The following is a 21,191-nucleotide window of genomic DNA, read 5'->3' as shown; positions in this document are numbered from 1 at the left end:
CTGCACGGTCCACCGCTTGCCACAGCGCCTTCTCAACCGCACCCGGCACCTGCTCGGTCGGACACTCGTGCCGCTACTCGACGGCTGCCCATCCCCACGGCCGCGAGCCGTGGTCGCCTTGGAGGCAGGCCAGTCGGTAGTGGGCTTGGTCGCGGTAACGCTCGGGGTCGCGTGCCGCCGCTTGGAGAGCGAAGCAGGTCACTCGAAGTTCACGGATGTCGCGGAGGACGGGGTAGCCCGCCCAGGCGGTCACGTCTGTGCCGTAGGCATCGCAGAACGCCGCGTACTGGTCGTCCGACACGGTGCCGAATGTGCCGTGACCGACGGCCGTAGAGGTGAGGTCCCACTCGGGCGGGCCGAGAGAGGAACGCTCAAAGTCCAGGAGATACGAGGTGGTTGCTGTGACAGCAACATTGCCGCCCCAGGCATCGCCGTGGATGACGCTCTCGGGACTACCAATAGGCAGGTCGGCCCACGCGCGCTGGAGACTGACGAGGCGGGCCCAGAGCCATCGCCGCTGTTCATCATCAAGGGTCGTCGCCTCACCAATCCGGGCGGCGAGGCGGACGAACGGGTCCAGCCGTCCCAGGTGGAAGGCAGGGACAGGGAGCTGGTGGAGGCGCCGAAGGAGCGGAGCCATGTCAGCTGCGGTGCCGGCCCGGTGACCCGGCAGCTCATGCCAGAAGGTGACCGGGTGGCCGTAGACCTCGACAGGATCCGCCAAGTCCTCGAGCGGCCGTACTGCAGGGACCTCGCAGTCGTGCAGCCAGCGGGCGACCGCGAGCTCACGGACCGCGGCGGCCCACTGACCGGGGCGAGCGATGCGAGCTACGACCTGTTGCGGAAGCCTCCACAAGGCGTTCTCGCCGATGCGCAGAGGCTCGGCCCCGTCGGCAGCGAGTCCGGCTTCTGCGCACGCCTTGAGCAGCACAGCATGGGAAAGATCCACTGTGGTCATGCCGTCACCATCGAACTGATCTGCTCTCGCAGGTCCCGGGCGTCCGGAAGCTCGGGATGGCGTTGCGCGAGACCTCGGAGCTCATCCAGCTCGTGCTTGGCTCGCAGCGAGCGGAGCTGAGCTGCTTCGGCAAGCGCGATACGACCATCGGCAACAGCCTCGGCCGGGTCACCGGTGGCCATCCGGAGAGAGGCCAACTTCGTACGGGAGAAGGTCCGGGACCGCGCGTAGTCGGCAGTGTGGGTGTCGACGGCGGTCTGCAGGCGCATAAGCGCCGAGCGCGGGGGACGGCCTAGGAGGGCAAGGTCAAACAGGGCGTGTCCTGTGTCGCCGTGGTGCTGGGCGCTGTCGTAATAGGCCATCCAGGGCCCCTCGTTGGCTGGCACCATCCCGGCAAAGGAATCGTCAGACTCTCCGACCGCAGCGAGTGCCTGCTGCGTCTTGCCCATCTTGGCGAGTGCCCGGGCACGGGCGTTGTGGAGCATCGAGCGCTCAGCAGGGGAGAGACGGTCCGCGCGAATGAGCCCGAGCTCGGCGAGGGTGAGTCCGGTATCGGGGTCACCGCGCCACGTGGCGTGCCGCGAGCGCAGGTTGTAGGAGACGGCACGCGATGGCCAGTTGTCTGCTTCCTCGGCACACAGGGTGGCGAAGACGAAGTAGCGCTGCGCGTCCTCATGGGCGAACGCGTCAAATGCCGAGGAGCCGACAGCGGCGGCCAGGCCGCTAACCGCCGTGAACAGGCCGCCCCTGAGTGGAGACGGGCAGTCGGCGCTCAGGAGGCTTGCGGCCCACTGGACTTGGGCGCGTGCGGTGTCTCGGACGACACCAGCTCCACCATAGAGGTTGTCCCAGCTGCGCAAGGTGGTGGCCGCGGTGTTGATCTGGTCGATATCAGCGGAGCGAACTGTCGCTGGTACCGCGGTGGCCGAGCTGGCGTTCGCAAGAGGGAGTAGTGCGCCGGTGGCAGCGCTTGCTGCGGCGAGGAAGTTGCGTCGGAGCATGGTGCTGAACTCGTTCCAGTCGGAGGTAGACCGGGGCTCCTCCAGAGTGCCCCCCAACCAGGCTCCGAGGGGAGTGCTCGCGTTCCAGATCGGAGAGTTGTCCACATCCCGGGCGCGGTTGTCCACATCAGCTTGAGCCGGCTCCAAGAGCCGAGCGATAGCGCCCCCGGTTTCCAGGGCCGTGTCCATGTCCGCGGCATATCGCGCCTTGCAGGTGCGTTGGCCCTTCTCTAACTTGCTGACCAGGTCACCGCTGATGTGCACCAGGGCGCCAAGTTGATCCTGGCTCAGTCCTCGCAAGACCCGCCAGTGCCTGATCTCGGCCCCCAGCCGTTCACGGGCAGAGCGTGATGGTTGAAGATCCTTCGGTCGCTGCGGCATCAGATCCCCCCTCAGCGAGCTGATGTGGACAACATGGCTCCCGCTTGTCGGCGCGACCCCGCGAGATCACCCAACGGCACAGATCGTTTCACACTGTTGCGCGCTCAGTACACAACGCGATCAGGCTCGTCGCGTGGCTGCTTCGGTGCGCGAACTCGACGTACATCGCGCAGAGCATCGGGCCGTGACTTCGGCGACCGAGACCGTATTAGGTCGCATCCATACGGACAGACTCCGTGTCCGCATACGCGGTCTGGTATCTGACTCTCCGTAGATCCACCCTTGACGGACGGATTGCCGCGCGGAGACGCACGACCGCCGATGGTTACGGAACGTCCGCAGGTGTCTGCGGAACGTCCCGGAACGCGGTCGCCATCCGTTCGGCGGCGGCCAGCATCGCTGGACCATGAGAGAGGAGAGCTCCACGGACGATCTCACCGCTTTCTCAGCCATACGCAAGGAAGACCCTATAGCCAGTAGGAGAGACCTCGTGGCCCACATCTCCGCCCATCCAGCTTCGTCCGCCGGCGCTTTGGCACCTACGGATCCGACGTTCCGGATCGTGTTCCTCTTCCACAGCAACCTGGACCTGCTGGAGACGACGCTGCCGCGCTGCCTTGAAGCGCTCACCGACTCGACCAAGGAGTCGTTCGAGGTCATGCTGCACTGCGACGGTACTTCTCCCGAGGTTGCTTCCAAACTCCCGGCGCTCTTGGCTGGCTGGGGTGTTGACGAACTGAGGGTTCGCCGGCGCCATCGATTTGTCGCCTCGGGTGATGGCTCAAACAACGGGCACCGCCAACTCTTCGCCCTCCGCTCGCCCTACCTGATCGTGATCGAGGACGACGTGGTGATGTATCGCACCGATCCGTCCTTCGACGTGCTGGCAGCCTGCCGACGACTCTTCGAGAGCTGTCCCGACGTACCAGCTTTGAGCAAGGTTGACGACTACCACCAATGGTCCTGGGCGTTGAAGGACGAAGGCGCCGAGATTGAGCCGGGTGTGCGCTCAGTGAACCGGCTGTCGACCCACTTCGTCGCCTACGACGTCCAACGCTTCACCGCGGTGGCGGCCCGGCTCGGTGGGTTCGACCTCGATGTGTTCATCGACAGGGATGACCTCAGCTACAACTGGGAGGATCTCGTGTCACACGTCGGGACCACCGGCGGACGCCGGATCGCCTTCCCTGAGGGCTGGCCGCTGAAGGTCTTCCACTGCGACCGCAAGGTGGTCGCCGGCTCGATGTACCACACCAAGGACCCGCGGCTGAAGGCCCAGATCCTCGCCGAGCTGGAGCAGCAGTTCCGGGCTCAGCCCTCATCGGATACGAGGGTGACCGCGTGATGCCCACGACCCCGCGCGCCCTCGAAACGGCCGACCACGAGCAGAGGGTGACGAGTTGGTTCGAGCTGGTTGCGCAGAGCAGTTCGCTGTCGGAGCGATTCCGACGCCGGTACGCCATCGTGCTCGCTCAGCTTGAGTCTCGGGCCGCAGCAGACGATGTTCTGGCGGCGCGAGCTGTTGCGGAGAGGAACCCTCACGGGGCGGCAGTGATCCTCGTCCACGGGCTCCAGCCACAGCTCGAGCCGAGCGCTTCGTCTGACAAGCCGACAGTCGAAGGTGTCGGGCCGGCTGCACGGACGGTACGGGATCTACTCGCCCCGGTCTCGGACTTCGGGTCATTCATGGCCTCTCAGCCGCCACTGGCGCAGACTGCCGTCCCGATCCATCCGTCGCGCCGAGCGCGCCTGGTCCAGTCGGCGGACAGGAGCTCCGGCGGGCTGGTGGCGTTGGTCTGGTCGGCCGAATCCGTCGAGGCTCGGCTGCGCAACAAGGAGCGCATTGGGGGGCTGTTGAGGCAGTTCACGTCGCCCTCTGGCCTCCGGTTCGAGGCCCAGGGCGACTACGCCTTGGTGCGAGTCGATCCCTCGTCCGACCCGTGGGCCTTCACGCCGAACCTCGGGCAGACCCTGGAGGACCTGCTGCGCTCGGACGCCCTCGGTTCTGCTGTACGAGGGCGTGTCGTGGTGTCGCTGCGGGCGATGCGCAAGGCGATGCTCACCGCCGGCGTGATCTGGCAGGGCTTCGCGCCGCGCAACATGTTCCTGCGCGGCGAGGTGATCGTGCTCATCGACTTCGAGGAGGTCGTGGATGCAGCGGCCGATCCGGTGCGGGCAGCCGAGTGCCTGCTGTGGCACCGGATCTTCTTCGCCGATTGCCTCGATCCTGTCGAGGCAGAAGAGCTGTTCGCTGGGGACGAGGGTGGCGCGCCGCTGATAGAGGACGGTCACCCGCTGGCCGCGGACTCCTTCGAGCGTGCACTGCTCAACGTCCAGACAGTCTCCTGGCAGCAGAGGAGGGATCTGCTGTGGCAAAGTCTCCGGCTGGAGGGGCGCCACGCTCGCCCCGAAAAGGTTCGAGACCGCGGACTGCTCCATGGGCACGAACTGGGCCATTTCTGGGGCGACTTCCTTCCGGCTGCTCAAGAGGCGCGTCTGTTCTCGCACCTGGCGTCGGTCAGTGATCCGGCCATGCTCGTTGCGTGCCTGGAGGTGTTCGAAGCCGCGATGGAGGCGGACATCTGCCGAGCCATCACGGTCAACTGCCGCGGTGAGGCCGACGGAGCACCTCTGCGCACCGAGGCGGTGATCGACGCCCTGGACGCGGTCGAGGTTGGTGACCTTGCTGCCGAGCGGTCCCGCATCGTGCGTTGGTACGACCGGCTCGTGACGGACCCCGCGCAGCTAGTGGACGAGCTGCTTCTTGCCGTTGGTACTGCGGTCGGCGGGGTGGATCGTTCGGTGCTGGACATGTACCTGGTGGGCGGAAGTGCTAGCCGTGCCAGCCATGAGGCAGACCTCACCTCCGCAGTCCGCGTCGGGTTGGACTTTCTGCACGGCTCCGGGTCGGAGACTCCCTTCTTACGCCATGCCGATCCGACTGCGTTGCAGAAGACCATCGCCGGCCCGCTCCCCGAGGCCGGATCCTGCTTCGACCACGTTCTAGCCGAGATCGAGGAGGTGATCGCCCGTCACTCCATCCGGCAAGGGCACCCTCGCTACCTGGCATTCCCGGACTCGGGGAACGCGCTGGCAGCGCTGGCCGGCAGCATCCTCAGCCCGCTGCTCAACCAGAACCTGATCGCGGTCGACCGCAGCGCCCCGTCCGCCACGTTCGTGGAGGTTCAGGTCATCGAGTGGCTGCGGGCATTGGTCGGCTACGAGGACTCTCCGCTGACCGAGCTGCGCGGGGTGAAGGACGTGGGCGGGCTGTGGACGACAGGCGGCCACTTGTCCAATCACGTTGCCATGCTGGCGGCGCTAGGCCGGGCCTATCCCCAAGTTCGCAAGCTGGGACTGCGGGCGCTCGACACCCAGCCTTCCGTGGTGATGGCCGGCCCTATCGCCCACTACTCGCACAGCGATGCTGCCTTCCACCTGGGGCTGGGTTGGGACTCCGTGCTGTCGGTGGGCACCGAGCGGGGTTTCACCACCGATCCGGCTGCGGTGGACCGCCTTCTGGCGGACCCGCCGGCAGGTCGTACTCCTTTCATGGTCGTGGGGGTGGCCGGGAACTGCCGCACGACCGGCTTGGACGACCTCGAGGCGCTGGGGGAGGTCTGCCGTCGACACGGGGTCTGGTTTCACGTGGACGCCTGCCACGGCGGCAGCCTGATCTTCAGCGAACGGCTCCGCAGCCAGCACCTGGCCGGGATCGAACTCGCGGACTCCGTGTCCCTGGACCCGCACAAGGGCCTATTCACCCCTTACCCGTCCTCGTATGTCCTCTTCCGAGACCGGGCGGTGCTCACCCAGTTCAGCCGTCATGAGGCCGCCGTCATGGCTGACGACTGCTGGGACCTCGGGCTCATCACTCCGTTCCTCGGCTCCCGCGGCTTCCAGAGCCTGGCCACCTGGATGCTGCTACGCCACGTCGGCACCCGCACGCTCGGCGCGATGGTGGAGTCCCGGCAGGCGATCGTCCGCTATCTGGAACGCCGAGTCGACGACAGCGGGCTGTTCGTCCGGCTCAACGATGTGGACTTCTACCGGCTGGCCTTCGTGTTCTGCCCGCCAGCCTTCCGTAGGGCGATGGCGGAGCTTGACCCTGCTGGCCGGCTGCGGGCGGCCAAGGTGATCAGCTCGTATACCTCGCGGCTGAACACTGCGCTGTACCAGTCAGGTGAGGTCTGCTTCGACGAGCACGCACTCGGGGACCTTGACGACCGGATCGGAGCGGGGGCCGGCACCAGCTACACGATCATGGCGGCCTGCCCGGGCAACCCACTGGTCACCCGCGAAGACTTGGACGCTGCCATGAAGAAGTTGGTCTCCGAAGCGCTCGCGCTGGTGGAACCGATGCTCGCTGAGCTTCGCGGCAACCTGCCGCAGCAGACGCGTCGGCGAGCTGGCGGGCCGGCGGGATGGAGCGACGTCGAGTGAGCAGCGAACTCGTCTCCCAGGTCTCCCGGTTCCTCGAGCAGCATGCCCCTGGTCTGGTGGCCGCGTTCGTGTATGGCTCGGTGGCCACCGGGCACGCTGGGCCTGGGAGCGACATCGACTGCTTTGTCATGCTGGACAACTTGCCGGACCCGGGTACCCGAGAGCAGCTGCGAGTCGGCTTCGGCAGGCTGCAGACGGCGCTGGGCTACACCCCCGATCTGAACTATCCGATCGAGGTGTTCAGCGTGGAGCAGTGCCTGGCAGCGCTGTCGAGCGCAACAACGCACCGTGCACTCGGCCAGGCATGCTCGCAGGCGGCGCTCTGCGAGGACCTGGCCGAGACGGACGCGGTGGAAGTGCTTCGGGCGCTGCTTGGCACCCGCCTGACCGTGCGCTCAGCCCCGCAGCTGGATGATCTGACCCGGTTGGCGCAGGAGCTCTTGGCTGAGGCAAGCGGCCATACCGTACTGGCCCCCGACCGCGATGTGCTGCGGGCCCTCGGCGTTCGCAGTGATTCACCCACCAGTGAGAGGACCACGAAGTGGACAGTAACGAGCAGCAGATAGTCCCGGACCGTCGGCTACTGCCGGCGGACAATCACGTGCATACCGAATGGTCCTGGGACGCCTCCACAGCCGTGATGGAGCAGGCGTGCGAGCGGGCGCTGGCGATCGGCTTACCTGCGATTGCCTTCACCGACCACGCCGACTTCACCGCGTGGGCCTTCCCAGGCCAGCAGGCCGAGACACCGGTAGTGCGAGTGATCGACACTCACGCCCGCAGCGGTCTGCTGGATGTCGACGGGTACTGGGAATGCCTGGAGCACTGCCGCGCCCGCTTCCCCGACCTGAAGATCCTGGCCGGAGTCGAACTGGGTGAGCCCCACTTGTTCGCGGCCGAGACCAGCTCGCTGGTCCAACTGCGGGACTTCCAAAGGGTTCTCGGCTCGTTGCACTCCCTGGAGGTGGACGGGCAACTGCACTACGCCCCGACCGTGTTCACTGCGGACACGGCGATGGAGACCATGCGCACGTATCTCGCTGAGACCCTGCGCATGGTGGAGAGCAGCAGCATCTTCGGGATCCTGGCCCACATCGACTACCCCATGCGGGCCTGGCCGAAGACAGCGAAGCCCTTCGACTCGGCGGACTACCAAGAGGAGTACCGGGCTGTGCTTCGTGCCTTGGCCAGCTCCGGCCGGGCGCTAGAGGTCAATACCGGGGGCCCGTGGCCGGCGGACAACGTGCTCCGCTGGTGGCGTGAGGAAGGCGGGGAGGCGGTGTCGTTCGGCAGCGACTCCCACGAGCCGTCCACGGTCGGGAAGAATTTCGCCCTCGCCGCGGCGATGGTGGAGAGCGTCGGGTTCCGTCCTGGCAAGCACCCCATCGACTTCTGGCGCCGGTGATCCCTGTGCATGAACCACGAGGAGATGACGCCATGTCTGTCGCGCTCTCATGCAGCCGTCTTGTCGCGTCGCCGGTCTTCATCCTCAGCTCGATCCGCTCCGGTTCGACGCTGCTGCGGTGCATCCTGGACACGCATAGCCGGATCAGGGCTCCGCACGAGCTGCACTTGGCCGATCTGGAGGTCAAACTCACAAGCAAGTACGTCGAGTTGGCCATGGGGGTATCCGGCCTGCCCCAGGAGGAGATCGAGCATCTGTTGTGGGACAGGCTGCTGCACCGGGAGCTCGCTCTGAGCGGGAAGGAGATCGTCGTCGATAAGACACCGGGCAACTTGCTGCTGTGGCGCAGGCTGTCCGATTGCTGGCCCGATGCGCGCTTCATCTTCCTCCTCCGTCACCCGCTGCATATCCTCCAGTCCGCGATCGCGGGGCGTCCCGACAAGGACCTTGACGACTCGGTGTACCTGGTGACCACGTATCTGCGGGAGTTGGACAAGGCCCGGCAGGAGCTGCCTGGCCTGACGGTTCGCTACGAGGACCTCACCGCCGCGCCGGAACGGGTAACGCGAGAGGTGTGCGCGCATCTGGGGGTGGCCTGGGAGGCGGGAATGCTGGACTACGGGGCCGCGGATCACGGGCCGATGCTGTGGGGCATCGGGGATTTCACCGAGAACATCAAGACTGGATCGGTGCAACCGAGCCGCGATCTGCCAGCCGATTCCGAGGTCCCCGAGTACCTGCGTGAGGCGTGCGCGGCTTTGGGCTACGGCCCAGCCACCGCGTGAACCTCGCCGAGGACGGCGACGCCTGTCGGCTTCTTCAGCGGCAGGCGTCCCGGCAGGAGGCAGCTCGGCAGGTGCTCGATGTGCTCCAGCCCCTTGAGCGGTGGCAGCGATTCGGGGAGCCGAGATTGTGCGGGGCGGCTGCGTACGGGCTGCTGGTCGTCCCGGACATCGACATCGAAATCTACGGCGACCTTCGCGTCGAATCCGGCTTTGCTCTGCTCGCCGCCTGGGCCAAGGACCCTGCCGTGCGAAGAGCACTGTTCATCAACGCTGTTGGCGAGGCGGACGCGGGGCTCGGCTGGGAACTCCGATATCACCACCAGGGGGTGCCATGGGCTGTACAGATGTGGTTGCTGGCCGGCGACTACGACGGCCCCAGATCCGCCGATCTTGTCGGGCCGATGCGTTCGGCCTTGGACGATGTGACGCGGGCCGCCATCCTGCGCCTCAAGGAGGCACTGGTGGAGCGGGGCGCGGCCTACCGGTCGATCGACGTCTACCGTGCGGTGCTCGACCACGGGGTGGAGAGCATCGAGGAGTACGACCGGTGGTGCCGGTCGCACTCCTCGACGGGGTTGATCAACTGGCGGCCTGCCCCATCGCGCTAGTCGGTGGGGCAGCTGCGTCACATCTGGTTGGGGGCGTCGATCCCGAGCAGTTCGAGGCCGAGCGCCAGGGTCCGTGCGGTGAGGTTGCACAGAGCCAGTCGGCTCTGCCGGACATCTCCTTCGGCGCGGAGCACGTGGCACTTCTCGTAGAAGGACGTGAAGGCGCTGGCCAATCCGTAGAGGTAGTGCGCGAGCCGGTGGAACTCCAGGTTCTCAGCGACCTCGGAGATCAGAGTGCCGAAGCCAAGCAGCTCCAGTGCCAGGGCACGCTCGGCCGGCTCCGCGATGACCAGCGTGTCGATGGTACGGGTGGGCTCTACCCCGGCGCGCCGGAAGATCGAGCAGATCCGGGCCCGGGCGTACTGCAGGTAGGGAGCGGTGTTGCCCTCGAACGAGAGCATCCGGTCGTAGTCGAAGACGTAGTCCTTGAGACGGTCGGTCGACAGATCGGAGTACTTGACCGCGCCGATCCCCACAGCCCGCGCAACGGCGGCACGGGTCTCCTCGTCCAGCTCTGGGTTCTTCTCCGCGATGACGGCAGAGGCCCGGATGATCGCCTCCTCCAGGAGGTCGACGAGCTTGACGGAGACGCCGGCACGGGTGCGCAGCATCTTGCCGTCACTGCCGAGGATCGAGCCGTGGCCGATGTGCTCGGCACGGGCCGGCGGGGCGAGCCAGCCGGCATCGCGGGCGGTCTCGTAGACCATCTCGAGGTGCTGGTGCTGGGGCAGGCCAACGACGTAGAGCAGCCGGGTGGCGTGCAGATTCCTCAGACGGTGCCGGATGGTAGCGAGGTCTGTGGCCCCGTAGCCGAACCCGCCGTCGCCCTTCTGGACGATGATCGGCAGCGGGTCGCCGTTGCGGTTGAGGTAGTCGCCGGGGAAGACGCACTTGGCGCCTTCACTGTCACGGAGCAGCCCCAGCTCGTCCAGCTCGTCCAGAACCGACTGGAGCTGGTCGTTGTAATAGCTCTCCCCGAAGAAGTCATCCTCGTTCAGGCGCACACCCAAGGTGCTGTAGACGGTGAGGAAGTACTTCTTCGACTCGTCGACCAGGGTGCGCCACAGGCGCAGCGTGGTCTCGTCCCCACCCTGCAGAAGAACCACGCGCTTGCGGGCCCGGTCCTTGAAAGCCTCGTCGGCGTCGAACTTCGCGCGAGCGGCCCGGTAGAAGCCGTTGAGGTCACCTACGGACAGCTCGTGGGCGGCCTCGGACTCGCCGATGTCCAGGAGGTGTTCGACGAGCATGCCGAACGGCGTGCCCCATTCTCCGATGTGGTTCTGACGGATCACCGTGTGACCCTGCCATTCGAGCAGGCGCACGGCGGCGTCACCGATGATCGTCGAGCGGAGGTGCCCGACGTGCATCTCCTTGGCGGCGTTCGGGGCCGAGTAGTCGATAGTGATCGTCTCGGGGCCCTCGACCTGCGGAACGCCCAGCCGGTCGTCATTGAGCGTGTCGGCCAGCATCTGGCCGAGGACGTCGTCGGAGATGGTCAGGTTGATGAAACCCGGCCCGGAGATCTCCACGGACGAGCACAGGTCGTCGAGCTTGGCCTTTGCGACCACCTGAGCGGCGATCTCGCGCGGGTTACCGCCGATCTGGCGGACGAGGGGCAGAGCGGCGTCGGACTGGAAGTGCGCGTGCTGGGATCGTCGGACGAGGGGGTCCACGGAAGTTCCCGCCACTGCCTCGAACGCCGATTTGAGCCGCTGACTCAGCAGCTCTTCCAGGTTAGCCATTTCAAAAATCTAGCCGAGCCGAAAGAGACGTGTCCAATCCCGGCCGCAGCTCTGACGAGTAGTCAGGCCATCCCTCCCCAAACGATCATGCAGCCCCGGCGTCGGAGGTGCCAGCTGCGCTCGAGATCAAGATCGGATAATCGCGCCGCTGATCGGAGAGGAGCACGGCTGGCTCCGGTGGCCAGAGCTGTCGCGTTACGAGTCCAAGGCAGTAGCCGCAACCATAGGGAGCGATGTGTCGAGGCGACTGTGCATTCTTCTGCCGGAGATCGGCGTGACCAGCGAGACCTTCCTCCAGTGGGACGTTCAGAGACTGTCGCCCAGCGACACCGTCGTCGTCAGCGACCCGCCCCCGCGTGGCGAGACCGTCGTCGGCCGCGCGGCTTGGGACACAGCGGGCGCGCCGAGCCTCACCTTCGACCCGTTGCCGGGCGATCCCGCCCCGTCCCTGAAGCGGCAGCAGGCTGTTCGCGAATTCCTGGCGAAGCACGGCGTGGAGGTGGTGCTGGTCGAGTACTTCGACTTCGCCGACCGGTGGTTCGACTTGTTGCGCTCGGTCGGCGTGCGGGTGTGGGTTCGCGGACACGGGGTCGATCTCTCCGCTAGGCTCCGCGACTCCTACTGGCGGGAGGTCTATCTGCGCTACGCGGCCGCAGACGGGCTGATCGTGCCGAGCGCGAGGGCGGCCGAGCGCCTGATCGACCTTGGGTTACCAAGGGAACGGCTAAGGGTGGTCCGCTGTTGTGTCGAGATCCCCCCGACTCGGCCGGCGACACCAGTCCACCCGCGCAGCCGGCAAGTTCGGTGCGTAGCGGTCGGGAGGCTGGTTCCCAAGAAGGCTCCGCTTCTCCTATTGGAGTCGTTCGCTGATGCCTGCCGTGCGGACTCGCGACTCAGACTCGATCTTGTTGGGGACGGGCCCCTGATGCCCGACGTCCAACGTTTCATCGACGCGCACGGGCTCACCAACCACGTCTCCGTCCATGGACGGCTACCGCACGAACAGGCCCTGGCTCTCATCCGCGGAGCCGACATCATGCTGCACCACGCGGTCACCTCATCGGTCGACGGCGACGCGGAGGGACTGCCGGTGTCCATCCTCGAAGCCATGGGCGCGGAGGCCGCCGTCATTGCCACCCGGCATGAGGGCATCCCCGAAGTGATCAACGACGGCGTCAACGGCCTGCTAGTCGGCGAAGGGGACGTGCACGGCATGGGCCGCGCGATCGTCGACTTGGCCGACGACGCCCGCAGGCGACGGCGACTCGGGACCGCAGCCAGGCAGTCCATCATCCACGGCTACACCGAGGCGCGGGCCCGAGGCACTTTGTTGTCGCTGCTGAGGCTCCCCGCGCCAGCCCGTACGCCAGGAGGAGATTTGTGAAGACGGTAGTCCTGCTCGTAAAGAACGGCATCGGGTTCGGCCACATCCGACGCGCCATCTTGATCGCCGAGGCGATCCGCAAGGAGGGCCGACTTCGACCGGTCATCGTCAGCCAAGCGAGCTCGCTGAGCCTGTTCCGCGACACGGCCGTCGAGGTCGTCAACTTCCCTCTGCTGCATCGGGTGTCCTCGGCCGTTGCCGAGGACAGCTACACCGCGGTCCTGGACCGGCTCCTTCACCGGCTGGACCCTGCGGTGGTGATCGAGGACACCTACCCTGATCCTCGCTACCTCTCACTTCCAGCCCTCGCCCACCGGCCGCGGCTGCTCGTCATGCGTCGCCTCGACGGGACCTCCTTCGACCTACTCCGCAGCCAAGGCCGGTTCGGCGCCTACGACGCGATCCTCATTGCCCAGAGCCCCGAGGACTTTGGACGGGAAGGGCACAGCGGGCAATCCGTGGCGGCTGTTCAAGGAAGTGGTCGCTTCACCTTCGTCGGCAACCTCTGCTACTGCCCCAGCCCTGCGGAGATCGGGCAGATGCGGCAGCGATACGCCCCCGCGGGCGAGCGTCTCGTGGTGGTCAACGGCGGTGCCGGCGGCGACCAGATGCCGGATGGCTACGGGGACCGGCTGTTCCACGCCTGTGCGCACGTCGCGGCCCAGCTGCGGGAGGAGAGTAGCCCGGCCCGCTTCGTCTTCGTCACCGGCCCCTACTACGCCGGCAGAGCACTGCAAGAGACTCCCAACGTCACGGTTCGACGATTCGAGCCACAGCTCGCGGCTCTACTCGCGGCCGCACACGTTGCGGTCATTAAGCCAGGAAACAATGCGTTGTCCGAAGCCCTGCTCGGGCAGGCCCAGCTCGTCCTGGTGCCGGACGTCTCCTTCATGGAGGGGCTGGACGAGCACGCAGCGAGGATCGCCGAACAGTACGGCGGAGCAACTGCGTCGACTGATCCGGTAGTTCTCGCCAGTCATATCCGAGCATCCCTGGCCCGTCCCCTCCGCACGACGCGCCCGGCGCCCAACCACGGCGGGCTGGCTACGGTCATCCGTGCGATCGATGCGTTGGCCCAGCCGAGTCGGATCGGGATTCCGCTGCGCCGCCTGATGCTCATCTTGATACCCGGCGCCGGCCAGAGCCCAGTTGCTCTGCGCGGTTCCCTCCCCCGCGCCCTTCGAGGAGCGCTGATAGTCGACGAGACCTCGGAAGCTGACATGACCGCCGTGGCCCAGATCGATACTGAAGCCAGTAAGCCTCCGCGGTCTCGGGCAGTACTGCTCGGCGGTGACGCCCCCAGGCATCCTCCCCAGATGATCGCGGACCAAGGAGTGCAACTACTCATCTCGCGGAGCCGGACCGCGCCTGGGTGGATTGAGCGCTGGCAGCGGCTCGCCCCATCTGTGCCTACACCCGTAGTCATCGGGAGTTGCTCGATCAAGGCCGTCGCTGACGGCGAGCAGCTGTTCTACAGGGCCTTGGCACGGCTGTTCGACACGGCCGATCCGGCCTGCGCGCTGCTTGACCTCGCCTCTCTGCCCAGCACAAGCGCGATCGAGGATTACCTCACTCGGATCAGCGGATGGCTGGAGTCCCAGCCCGTGGAGCTCGTTCCGCCCGAGTCGTTGACCGAGCGCTACACCCGCCACTCACTGGAGCTGTGATGACCCGAGATGCCAACCGCGACCAGGACGACGTCGAGCCGAGCTTGGAGCTCATCTCCACCTTCGACGTCCGTCACGCCAACAGCGACGTCGACAACTTGGTCGACCAGATCACCGAACTGCTCTCCGCCGGCACCAGGCTCGTCGACCTGTCGCACCACGACAGGTTCGGCACCATCATCGAGCTCCGAGCCCAAACGACAGGACACGTTGACCGATGACAACTCCCGCTCCTTCACGTCGACTTGCTGCCGACGTCCGTGCCCACGGGCATGCGGCCTGGCCGGCCTTCCTCGGTCCGGCAGCCTGCGCCGAACTGCGAGTCCTGAGCGAGGCGCTCGCAGTTGGTCAGCATGCCCACCACTACCCGAAGTCGACCCGAGTCTGGGACCTCTTCAAGCACGGGGACCCGTTCATCGACCTGCTCAACAACGCGCTGCTCACCACGACGTTGAAAGACCTGCTCGGCGAGAACTTCCTGCTCTCCGACTACAGCCTCAACATGGTGCAGCCGGGCCAGCCTGTCGACGACTGGCACATCGACTACCCGTACAACGAGATGCCCACCATGGTGAGCGGCTCACTTCTCGGGCTCCAATGTGTCTTACCCTTGGACCCCTTCCACGAAGCGAACGGTGCCACGCAGCTGCTGAGCGGATCCCACGCAGCACCGCACCGCGCGGGTCCAGTTGGCGACCACGAACCAACCATCTTCGAGGCCGAGCCGGGGACACTTCTTGTGATGGCCGCCGCGACGTGGCACCGCTCCGGGTTCAACGCCTCTAGCTCCCCGCGGTCAGCCATCCTCCTCAGCTTCGTCGAACGGTGGGTGCGGCCGATGAGTGACCCGCCGGGCCCCGGGCCCTGGGGACGCACCGAAACGCTGCGGATCCTGCTGGGCATGCAACGGCCGCCTGAGACGATCAACGGCGTGGCAATCTAGCTGGCACCCTCGCGGATGACTCGGGCGGGGACTCCGACGACAGTCGCGCCAGCGGGGACATCACCGGTCACTACGGCGCCGGCACCGACCTTTGCGCCCCGCCCGATCCGCACGCTCTGGAGATGAGGGGTGATGACCACGGCGTTCGCGCCGATCACCACGTTGTCCTCGATGATGATCCGGTGCGGCGACCCTGCGGGAGCGCGAACGGCGAGCGTGACGTTCTGCCAGATCCGGACGTGACTGCCGACGGTCACGTTGTCGTGGACCACGGTTCCCATCCCGTGGTGCCCGAGGTAGACGTCAGGGCTGACATCGCAGCCGGCGGCCAGCGAGTTGTGATAGATCAACGAGTTCAACTGCTTGACGCGCTTGGCAAGTCGACGATATCCGCGCTTGCGTAATGCGATCGCCGTCATCCACAGTCGCTCCGGAGTCACGATTGAAGCCCCTCCCACCTGCACCAGCTGTCACTTCGCCAGCAATACCTACCCAGCGCAGGGCGGTTGGTTACCCAAGATGGGCAAGACTTTGCGCATCGTGACAGCGGCAAGCGCCTCGCGAACCCGGAATGGCGCCTTCGTGGCCCTTGCCCGACTAGATCTCTGCATGTCGCGCGAACAGCTCAGCTGAGCCCCTGGACGGTTCATCCCGATCGTCAATCATGCCGGTTTTGCGGGCAATGATTTCACGTCGACCGCAAAGTCTCAGCCCTGGCCATCGTCATCTACTGCCGCACAGCCCGACTGCCAACCGACTGTCGGGCTCGCTGCTGCGAAGTCACCCGAATAGGCCACAGCAAGCGTCATTGATTAATCGGCAGGGACATGTAGCTTTCCTTATGAATCACCGCAGGTCAGAGTAGCCAGAGTTGTCATGGCCGGTAACACCATCCGCTCATCCAGAACATCGGTGGTGTCACTGGCAGGCGAGCAGCCCCTACTTCCGGCTTCACGCAGCCGGTCACCGTTCTCTCGTGCGCAGGGTGGTCAGTTGTCCGCAGGTCGCAGCATTGATGGAGAAGTCGGGATGTCCGAAGAGGATGGGCTAATTCACCATCACCTGGTTGACTCAGTGGAACCACCACTCCACGGGCGAGTAGTCGATCTCGGCTGTGGAAGGGGACCGACGCTGGCGGCCTTCGCCTGTCGGTTCCCGATAGTGCATCTGACTGGGGTCGACCGCTCTACAGCAAGTGTCGAAGCAGCCCGGGAACTGCTTGCTGATCACGCTGGCGGAAGCGACGTCCTGGTGACAGACCTCCGAGAGCCAGTCCCTCTGCCAGATAGCTGTGCTGATGCGGTCGTCTCGTACAACGTGCTCGAGTGCCTTCCGGACGCGCCCGCGTTCCTGGCGGAGATCTGGCGGCTACTCAAACCTGGTGGCCGCGCCGTCGTAGCGCACGTTGACTTCGACTCGATCATGGTAGCGGGGGTGGACCGCGACCTGGACAGACGGATCTGCCATGCCTTCACTGATGATCAACAGCAGTGGATGGACCATGCGGATGGACGAATCGGCCGGAAGCTGCCCGGGCTGGTTCAGGCATCGCCGCTGATCTCGGAGCGGGTCGCCACGTGGGTCACGTCCTCAACTGAGCTGGTCGGCCAAGCAGCCCGGCGCATTGAGAACATAAGGCAAGCGCTGACCCTCACAGCCTCTCGGAGGAAGGGCCTTGTAGACGTCGATGAGGTCGAGGCATGGCACGCAGCGGTGCAGGAGGCGGCTGCTGGCGCACGGTTCTTCTTCGCTGAGACGGCAGTAGTCGTAACTGCCAAGCGGCTGGCGTAGCGTGAGGCACGCCCAAAGGCGACAAGCATCCGCTGCCCGTACGGCTGATCGGGGTGCAACCGCTCCGACGATCGAGCAGGCGGGTCTACGAGACTCCACGATCGGGCAGGCCAAGCGATATAGGTGAGAGGTGTCCGCCTGGGCGCGCATGATCACAGAAAGGGAACTCGCTGATTGCCTGCCCCCAATGATGGGTGCACTCGCACGAGGACCAGGCGCTAGTGGAGGCCTTGATCTACTGCGACATGAGCCGCGACCCCGGATGGCGAGAGGATGAGCTTGGAGGAACGGGTCGGGGAACCACCGGCCGGTGCGGAGCCAACAGATTAGTGGGGCGCTTCACCCAGCGTGCCGAGGTTGAGATCGACGCCGCCGTGGCCCATACGGAGGAGCGCGTGGCCGCCACAGCGCGGGTTCAGCCCAGGTAGGGGTCTTGACCGCTGAGGTAGTCGCCGATCTGCTGGCGCATGCTCGGGTGGATGTCGTAGTCGTCCAGGCGGCCGTCAAGCCCCACACCGCGTCCGTGATCAGTGCACAGGGTGGACCCCGGTGAGTCTGTGCGCGGCCTCAGCGAGGTGGAGGGGCAGTTCCGTTCCGGGCAGTACCCCCGGTCAACGGCCTGGAGTATCTCCATGAGGGCGGCTAGTACTCCAGTGCGACTTCGCGATCTACGTGCATGAGGGGACGGAAAGTCGCCGCCGGTAGTGGCTGCGACGAGCCGAAGCCTGGTGGCTTCTGCGCCAGTTCGACCAGTGCAAGAGCGCGCGCAGGGACATGTCCGGAGGACTGAACAGTGCGCTGATCAAACGGCGAACCTCCGGGACGGTGAGGTCGACCGGCTCTCCGCTGCGGGCGGGACGGTTCGGATCCGCAGGTCTGGTCGGCCGTGCGTCGTCGACGGCGACGGCCAGGAACGCGAGGGCGAACATGGCCAGGGTGACGTGCCGGTGCCAGGCGGTCCAGTTCCGGACTTGGTAGTGGTCCAGGCCGACCTGGCCTTTGGCCGCCTGGAAGCATTCTTCGATGCACCAGCGGGTGCCGGCGACGCGGACGAGCTCGGACAGCGGCACGGTCCGGGGAGACCAGCACAGGTAGAAGGCGAGCTCGTCGGTCGTGGGGTTGCGGCGAATCAGCAGGTGGCGGTGGTCGCCGGTGCCGATGTGCACCCAGGCCCAGTCGTAGTAGCGGGGCCCCTTCGCCCCCGGTCCGGCGCTCTGCCGGTGCCAGGCGGAGTCGGGGAGACGGTCGGTGTCGGCGTACGAGTCAACGTGCACCACCTCGTACGGGTGACTGTGCGCCAAAGTTGATGCGGTGAACGGCTGTCGTCCGTGAGCCTGCTGTCGTCGGTTCGAGCGGCAGAGGGGCGGTTGACCGTGGTGTTGGACCCGCATCGCTGGCTGGAGTTGAGGCGGTATCGCGCGCTGTACGACTCCGGAGCGATGAGCCTGCGGCAGATCGCGAAGGAGACCGGGCTGAACCGCCGCACGGTCGCGAAGTACCTGTCGGGCCAGGTCCCGGCCGCGCCTCCGCAGCGGGCGGCCGGTGCTCTGCCCCGGCGGCGGACGGTCGACGAGGTCGCCCCGCTGATCGACGCAATGCTTCGGTCCGAGGTTCTCCTCAAGGGAACGGTGATCCACGAGCGGCTGGTCCAGGAGTACGGGATCGCCATCAACTACCAGCGGATCAAGCTGTACTTGCAGGAGGCGAGGCCGAGGATCGCCGAGGAATTGGGCATCAATCCGGGCGAACTCGCTGGCCTGCACGGCCGGTTCGAGGTCGTGCCCGGTGCCCAGGCCCAAGTGGACTGGGGCGATGAGGGCAGGATTCTCGCCCACGTCGGCATCCCGAAGGTCTACTCGTTCCACATGGTCCTGTCGTACTCGCGCGACCCGTTCTGCTGCTTCACCACCAGCCAGGACCTGGCGACATTCTTCGACTGCCACCGCCAGGCGTTCGCGCACTTCGGCGGAGTGCCGATGAGCATCGTCTACGACCGCACCAAGACCGTGGTCCGCCGGCACGTCGCACCGGGCGAGGCGGTCCCGCTCCACCCGGAGGCGGTCGCGTTCGCCGGGCACTACGACTTCGACATCGACGTGCTGGCCGCCTACCGGCCCCAGGGCAAGGGCCGGGTCGAGCGGCAGGTCGCCATCGTGCGCGACCACGTCCTCGCCGGCCGGGCGTTCTCCTCGATCGAGGAACTCGACGCCGCGTTCACGGCCTGGGTGCCGCTGCGGCGCGCGCGGGTCCACGGCACCCACGGCGAGGTCATCGGCCTGCGCGCGATCCGCGACCACGTGGTCCTGCGGCCGCTGCCGCGGACGCCCTACGTGGTCGCACAGCGGCACCTGCGGCACGTCGGCAAGGACTGCCTGGTCGCCTTCGACGCGAACCTCTACTCGGTGCCCGCCCGCAAGGTCCGCCCGCGCCAGCTGGTCGAGATCCGGGCCACGAAGTCCCAGATCGTGCTCCACTCCACCGTCCCCGACTCCGCTGGCAGCACCCTGCTGGCCGTCCACTCCAGGGCGGTGGGCCGCGGCGCCCGCGTCGTCGACGAGCGGCACTGGGACGGCCTGCCCAAGGGAGACAACAGGCGCGTCACGACGGGCGACGCCCTTGTCCGGCCGCGCCGCGAACAGGCCCTGGCCGACGAGGACGGCCCGCTGCGGGCCCTGCTCAACCGGGCCGCCGTCGCCCGCGTCGAGGTCGGCCGCAGGCCGCTGTCCGTCTACGACGAGCTGACCGGCACCCGTCCGTTCACCACCAACTACCCAACGAAGGACGCCCGTTGAGCCAGCTGGTCAGCAACCGCATCCGCACCATGGCCGGCAAGCTCGGCCTGCCTCACCTCGCCGAGGGCTTGAATCAGTACGCCAAGCGCGCGGACGAGGCGAAGATGGGCTACCTCGAGTTCCTCGACCTCGTCCTCGCCGAGGAACTCGCCGTCCGCGACGACCGCCGCTTCCGCCAGGGCCTGCGGCTGTCGAAGCTGCCGCACCACAAGACCCTGGACGACTACGACTTCGCGTTCCAGCCCGAACTCGACCCGCGCAAGGTCAAGGACCTGGCCACGCTGTCGTTCGTCGAGGCAAAGGCGAACGCCGCCCTGCTGGGGCCGCCCGGGGTCGGCAAGACCCACCTCGCTGTCGCCCTCGCGGTCGCCGCCTGCCGGGCCGGCTATTCGATCTACTTCACCAGCCTCGACGACATGGTCCGCCACCTGAAGACCGCAGAGGCCACCGGGCGCCTGACCAGCAAGCTTCGCACCTACCTGCGGCCGAGCGTTCTCGTGGTGGACGAGGTGGGCTACCAGCCCCTGGAGCGCGCAGAGGCGAACCTGGTCTTCCAGGTGATCTCCAAGCGCTACGAGAAGGGCTCGATCATCCTGACCTCGAACAAGACCTTCAGCGAGTGGGGCCAGGTCTTCGGCGACGAGGTTCTCGCCACCGCCATCCTCGACCGGCTCCTGCACCACTGCGACGTGATCTCGATCAACGGCAACAGCTACCGCCTCAAGAACCGCCTCCAGGCCATCGACCGCGAAACCGACGTCGCCTGAGTGGTGCACACAACTCCGTACGGACTGGAGCACTCAGATCAGTACGCCGACAGTCGGCGACCTGGTCCGTGCGGATCGCGGTGCGTCCCTGGTTGATCCGCACCCTGGTCGCGCAGGAGATCGCCAGCACGTAGCCGATCTCACGGGCCTCCAGGCCGGCCCGCAGGCCGGGGTCCTGGCCGTAGGCCTCGTCGCCGGTCACCCATGACGTGCTGATTCCGGCGTCCAGCGCCTGCTCGATCATCTGCAGGGCGAGGCGGGGTTTGGTCGTGAAGACGATGTCGTCGGGCACTCCGGCTTTGCGGCGTCGTTCCGCGTCCTGGCACCAGGTGTTTTCGGGCAGGTAGAGCCGACGGTCAATCAACGCTCTTCCCTTGCTGGAGGCGTAGGCGAGGAAGACGCCGACCTGGCTGTTCTCGATCCGTCCGGGGGCTTGTATCTCAATTAGTGCTTGTTCAGCATGAGTTGGTGGGATGGTGGACCATGACTGTGCGTCCGCTCGTCACTGCCTTACGGGCCAAGTT

Annotated in this window: 17 protein-coding genes and 3 pseudogenes; 13 read left to right on the top strand and 7 right to left on the bottom strand. The window is 66.4% G+C overall.

Translation table 11 applies throughout. From position 1 onward, the window contains the following. Nucleotides 1-73: 73 nt before the first annotated feature. Complete coding sequence (locus tag AB0D10_RS27370; protein ID WP_360261305.1) at nucleotides 74-958, bottom strand: aminoglycoside phosphotransferase family protein; 885 nt, start codon at nucleotides 956-958, stop codon at nucleotides 74-76. Next, nucleotides 955-2,340: a helix-turn-helix transcriptional regulator gene (locus tag AB0D10_RS27365; RefSeq protein WP_360261302.1), complete on the bottom strand. Its 1,386-nt coding sequence runs from the start codon at nucleotides 2,338-2,340 to the stop codon at nucleotides 955-957. The genes AB0D10_RS27370 and AB0D10_RS27365 overlap by 4 nt, the downstream gene beginning before the upstream one ends. 490 nt (nucleotides 2,341-2,830) lie before the next feature. On the opposite strand from AB0D10_RS27365, the gene AB0D10_RS27360 reads away from it, so the two are divergent. Genes AB0D10_RS27360 through AB0D10_RS27335 form a run of 6 tightly spaced genes read left to right on the top strand, consistent with a single transcriptional unit; the run spans nucleotide 2,831 to nucleotide 9,581 of the window. Continuing rightward, entirely contained in the window at nucleotides 2,831-3,685 is an 855-nt protein-coding gene (locus AB0D10_RS27360; RefSeq protein WP_360261299.1) for a hypothetical protein, read from the top strand. Beyond that, complete coding sequence (locus tag AB0D10_RS27355) at nucleotides 3,685-6,783, top strand: pyridoxal-dependent decarboxylase (RefSeq protein ID WP_360261295.1); 3,099 nt, start codon at nucleotides 3,685-3,687, stop codon at nucleotides 6,781-6,783. The genes AB0D10_RS27360 and AB0D10_RS27355 overlap by 1 nt, the downstream gene beginning before the upstream one ends. After that, nucleotides 6,780-7,349 (top strand): nucleotidyltransferase domain-containing protein, encoded by a 570-nt coding sequence (locus AB0D10_RS27350; RefSeq protein ID WP_360261293.1) that lies wholly within the window; start codon nucleotides 6,780-6,782, stop codon nucleotides 7,347-7,349. Before AB0D10_RS27355 ends, AB0D10_RS27350 begins: the two co-directional genes overlap by 4 nt. Next, nucleotides 7,325-8,188 (top strand): histidinol-phosphatase HisJ family protein, encoded by an 864-nt coding sequence (locus AB0D10_RS27345; protein WP_360261290.1) that lies wholly within the window; start codon nucleotides 7,325-7,327, stop codon nucleotides 8,186-8,188. The genes AB0D10_RS27350 and AB0D10_RS27345 overlap by 25 nt, the downstream gene beginning before the upstream one ends. A gap of 32 nt (nucleotides 8,189-8,220) precedes the next feature. Continuing rightward, nucleotides 8,221-8,973, top strand: coding sequence for a sulfotransferase (locus tag AB0D10_RS27340; protein WP_360261288.1), 753 nt, complete (start codon nucleotides 8,221-8,223; stop codon nucleotides 8,971-8,973). Beyond that, nucleotides 8,970-9,581, top strand: a complete 612-nt coding sequence (locus tag AB0D10_RS27335) for a hypothetical protein (RefSeq protein WP_360261285.1) — start codon at nucleotides 8,970-8,972, stop codon at nucleotides 9,579-9,581. Before AB0D10_RS27340 ends, AB0D10_RS27335 begins: the two co-directional genes overlap by 4 nt. Before the next feature lie 17 nt (nucleotides 9,582-9,598). Here the strand turns inward: AB0D10_RS27335 and argS are convergent, their stop codons facing one another. Further along, on the bottom strand, nucleotides 9,599-11,323 hold the full coding sequence (argS, locus tag AB0D10_RS27330; RefSeq protein ID WP_360261282.1) for an arginine--tRNA ligase: 1,725 nt from the start codon (nucleotides 11,321-11,323) through the stop codon (nucleotides 9,599-9,601). Between the two features lie 274 nt (nucleotides 11,324-11,597). On the opposite strand from argS, the gene AB0D10_RS27325 reads away from it, so the two are divergent. The 4 genes from AB0D10_RS27325 to AB0D10_RS27310 are packed head-to-tail and all read left to right on the top strand — an operon-like array spanning nucleotide 11,598 to nucleotide 15,317. Beyond that, complete coding sequence (locus AB0D10_RS27325) at nucleotides 11,598-12,707, top strand: glycosyltransferase family 4 protein (RefSeq protein ID WP_360261279.1); 1,110 nt, start codon at nucleotides 11,598-11,600, stop codon at nucleotides 12,705-12,707. Then, on the top strand, nucleotides 12,704-14,374 hold the full coding sequence (locus tag AB0D10_RS27320) for a hypothetical protein (protein WP_360261277.1): 1,671 nt from the start codon (nucleotides 12,704-12,706) through the stop codon (nucleotides 14,372-14,374). Before AB0D10_RS27325 ends, AB0D10_RS27320 begins: the two co-directional genes overlap by 4 nt. Further along, the gene (locus tag AB0D10_RS27315) at nucleotides 14,374-14,595 is read left to right on the top strand and encodes a hypothetical protein (RefSeq protein WP_188302151.1); all 222 of its coding nucleotides are present in this window, start codon (nucleotides 14,374-14,376) and stop codon (nucleotides 14,593-14,595) included. Before AB0D10_RS27320 ends, AB0D10_RS27315 begins: the two co-directional genes overlap by 1 nt. Beyond that, nucleotides 14,592-15,317, top strand: a complete 726-nt coding sequence (locus AB0D10_RS27310; RefSeq protein WP_360261275.1) for a phytanoyl-CoA dioxygenase family protein — start codon at nucleotides 14,592-14,594, stop codon at nucleotides 15,315-15,317. The genes AB0D10_RS27315 and AB0D10_RS27310 overlap by 4 nt, the downstream gene beginning before the upstream one ends. On the opposite strand, the gene AB0D10_RS27305 is transcribed toward AB0D10_RS27310, so the two are convergent. Next, complete coding sequence (locus tag AB0D10_RS27305) at nucleotides 15,314-15,736, bottom strand: DapH/DapD/GlmU-related protein (protein WP_317620843.1); 423 nt, start codon at nucleotides 15,734-15,736, stop codon at nucleotides 15,314-15,316. The genes AB0D10_RS27310 and AB0D10_RS27305 overlap by 4 nt on opposite strands. Before the next feature lie 610 nt (nucleotides 15,737-16,346). Between AB0D10_RS27305 and AB0D10_RS27300 the strand changes: the two genes are divergently transcribed. Continuing rightward, nucleotides 16,347-17,108, top strand: coding sequence for a methyltransferase domain-containing protein (locus tag AB0D10_RS27300; protein WP_360261273.1), 762 nt, complete (start codon nucleotides 16,347-16,349; stop codon nucleotides 17,106-17,108). A 415-nt stretch (nucleotides 17,109-17,523) separates the two neighbouring features. Here AB0D10_RS27300 and AB0D10_RS27295 read toward each other — a convergent pair. Together AB0D10_RS27295 and AB0D10_RS27290 are read right to left on the bottom strand one after the other, a co-directional pair. After that, nucleotides 17,524-17,604 (bottom strand): annotated as a pseudogene (locus AB0D10_RS27295) (NUDIX hydrolase); the annotation flags it as partial. A gap of 406 nt (nucleotides 17,605-18,010) precedes the next feature. Further along, nucleotides 18,011-18,340: pseudogene (locus tag AB0D10_RS27290) on the bottom strand (IS701 family transposase); the annotation flags it as partial. A 141-nt stretch (nucleotides 18,341-18,481) separates the two neighbouring features. On the opposite strand from AB0D10_RS27290, the gene istA reads away from it, so the two are divergent. Both istA and istB read left to right on the top strand, forming a co-directional pair. After that, nucleotides 18,482-19,900, top strand: a complete 1,419-nt coding sequence (istA, locus tag AB0D10_RS27285) for an IS21 family transposase (RefSeq protein WP_360261271.1) — start codon at nucleotides 18,482-18,484, stop codon at nucleotides 19,898-19,900. After that, nucleotides 19,897-20,667 (top strand): IS21-like element helper ATPase IstB, encoded by a 771-nt coding sequence (istB, locus tag AB0D10_RS27280; RefSeq protein WP_360261269.1) that lies wholly within the window; start codon nucleotides 19,897-19,899, stop codon nucleotides 20,665-20,667. The genes istA and istB overlap by 4 nt, the downstream gene beginning before the upstream one ends. Before the next feature lie 52 nt (nucleotides 20,668-20,719). Here the strand turns inward: istB and AB0D10_RS27275 are convergent. After that, nucleotides 20,720-21,094, bottom strand: a pseudogene (locus tag AB0D10_RS27275) (transposase); the annotation flags it as partial. Between the last annotated feature and the right edge of the window lie 97 nt (nucleotides 21,095-21,191).

The organism is Kitasatospora sp. NPDC048545, assembly GCF_040651155.1.
Classification (GTDB): domain Bacteria; phylum Actinomycetota; class Actinomycetes; order Streptomycetales; family Streptomycetaceae; genus Kitasatospora.
The sequence above is the reverse complement of the archived record's forward strand: the minus strand, read 5'-3'. Positions and strand labels throughout refer to the sequence as shown.

What these genes read in the sequence shown, in the direction of transcription:
- argS (WP_360261282.1), bottom strand. Translation starts at nt 11,323, where the DNA reads ATGGCTAACCTGGAAGAGCTGCTGAGTCAGCGGCTCAAATCGGCGTTC.
- AB0D10_RS27315 (WP_188302151.1), top strand. Translation starts at nt 14,374, where the DNA reads ATGACCCGAGATGCCAACCGCGACCAGGACGACGTCGAGCCGAGCTTG.
- AB0D10_RS27340 (WP_360261288.1), top strand. Translation starts at nt 8,221, where the DNA reads ATGTCTGTCGCGCTCTCATGCAGCCGTCTTGTCGCGTCGCCGGTCTTC.
- AB0D10_RS27365 (WP_360261302.1), bottom strand. Translation starts at nt 2,340, where the DNA reads ATGCCGCAGCGACCGAAGGATCTTCAACCATCACGCTCTGCCCGTGAA.
- AB0D10_RS27300 (WP_360261273.1), top strand. Translation starts at nt 16,347, where the DNA reads ATGTCCGAAGAGGATGGGCTAATTCACCATCACCTGGTTGACTCAGTG.
- AB0D10_RS27355 (WP_360261295.1), top strand. Translation starts at nt 3,685, where the DNA reads ATGCCCACGACCCCGCGCGCCCTCGAAACGGCCGACCACGAGCAGAGG.
- AB0D10_RS27370 (WP_360261305.1), bottom strand. Translation starts at nt 958, where the DNA reads ATGACCACAGTGGATCTTTCCCATGCTGTGCTGCTCAAGGCGTGCGCA.
- AB0D10_RS27310 (WP_360261275.1), top strand. Translation starts at nt 14,592, where the DNA reads ATGACAACTCCCGCTCCTTCACGTCGACTTGCTGCCGACGTCCGTGCC.
- AB0D10_RS27305 (WP_317620843.1), bottom strand. Translation starts at nt 15,736, where the DNA reads ATGACGGCGATCGCATTACGCAAGCGCGGATATCGTCGACTTGCCAAG.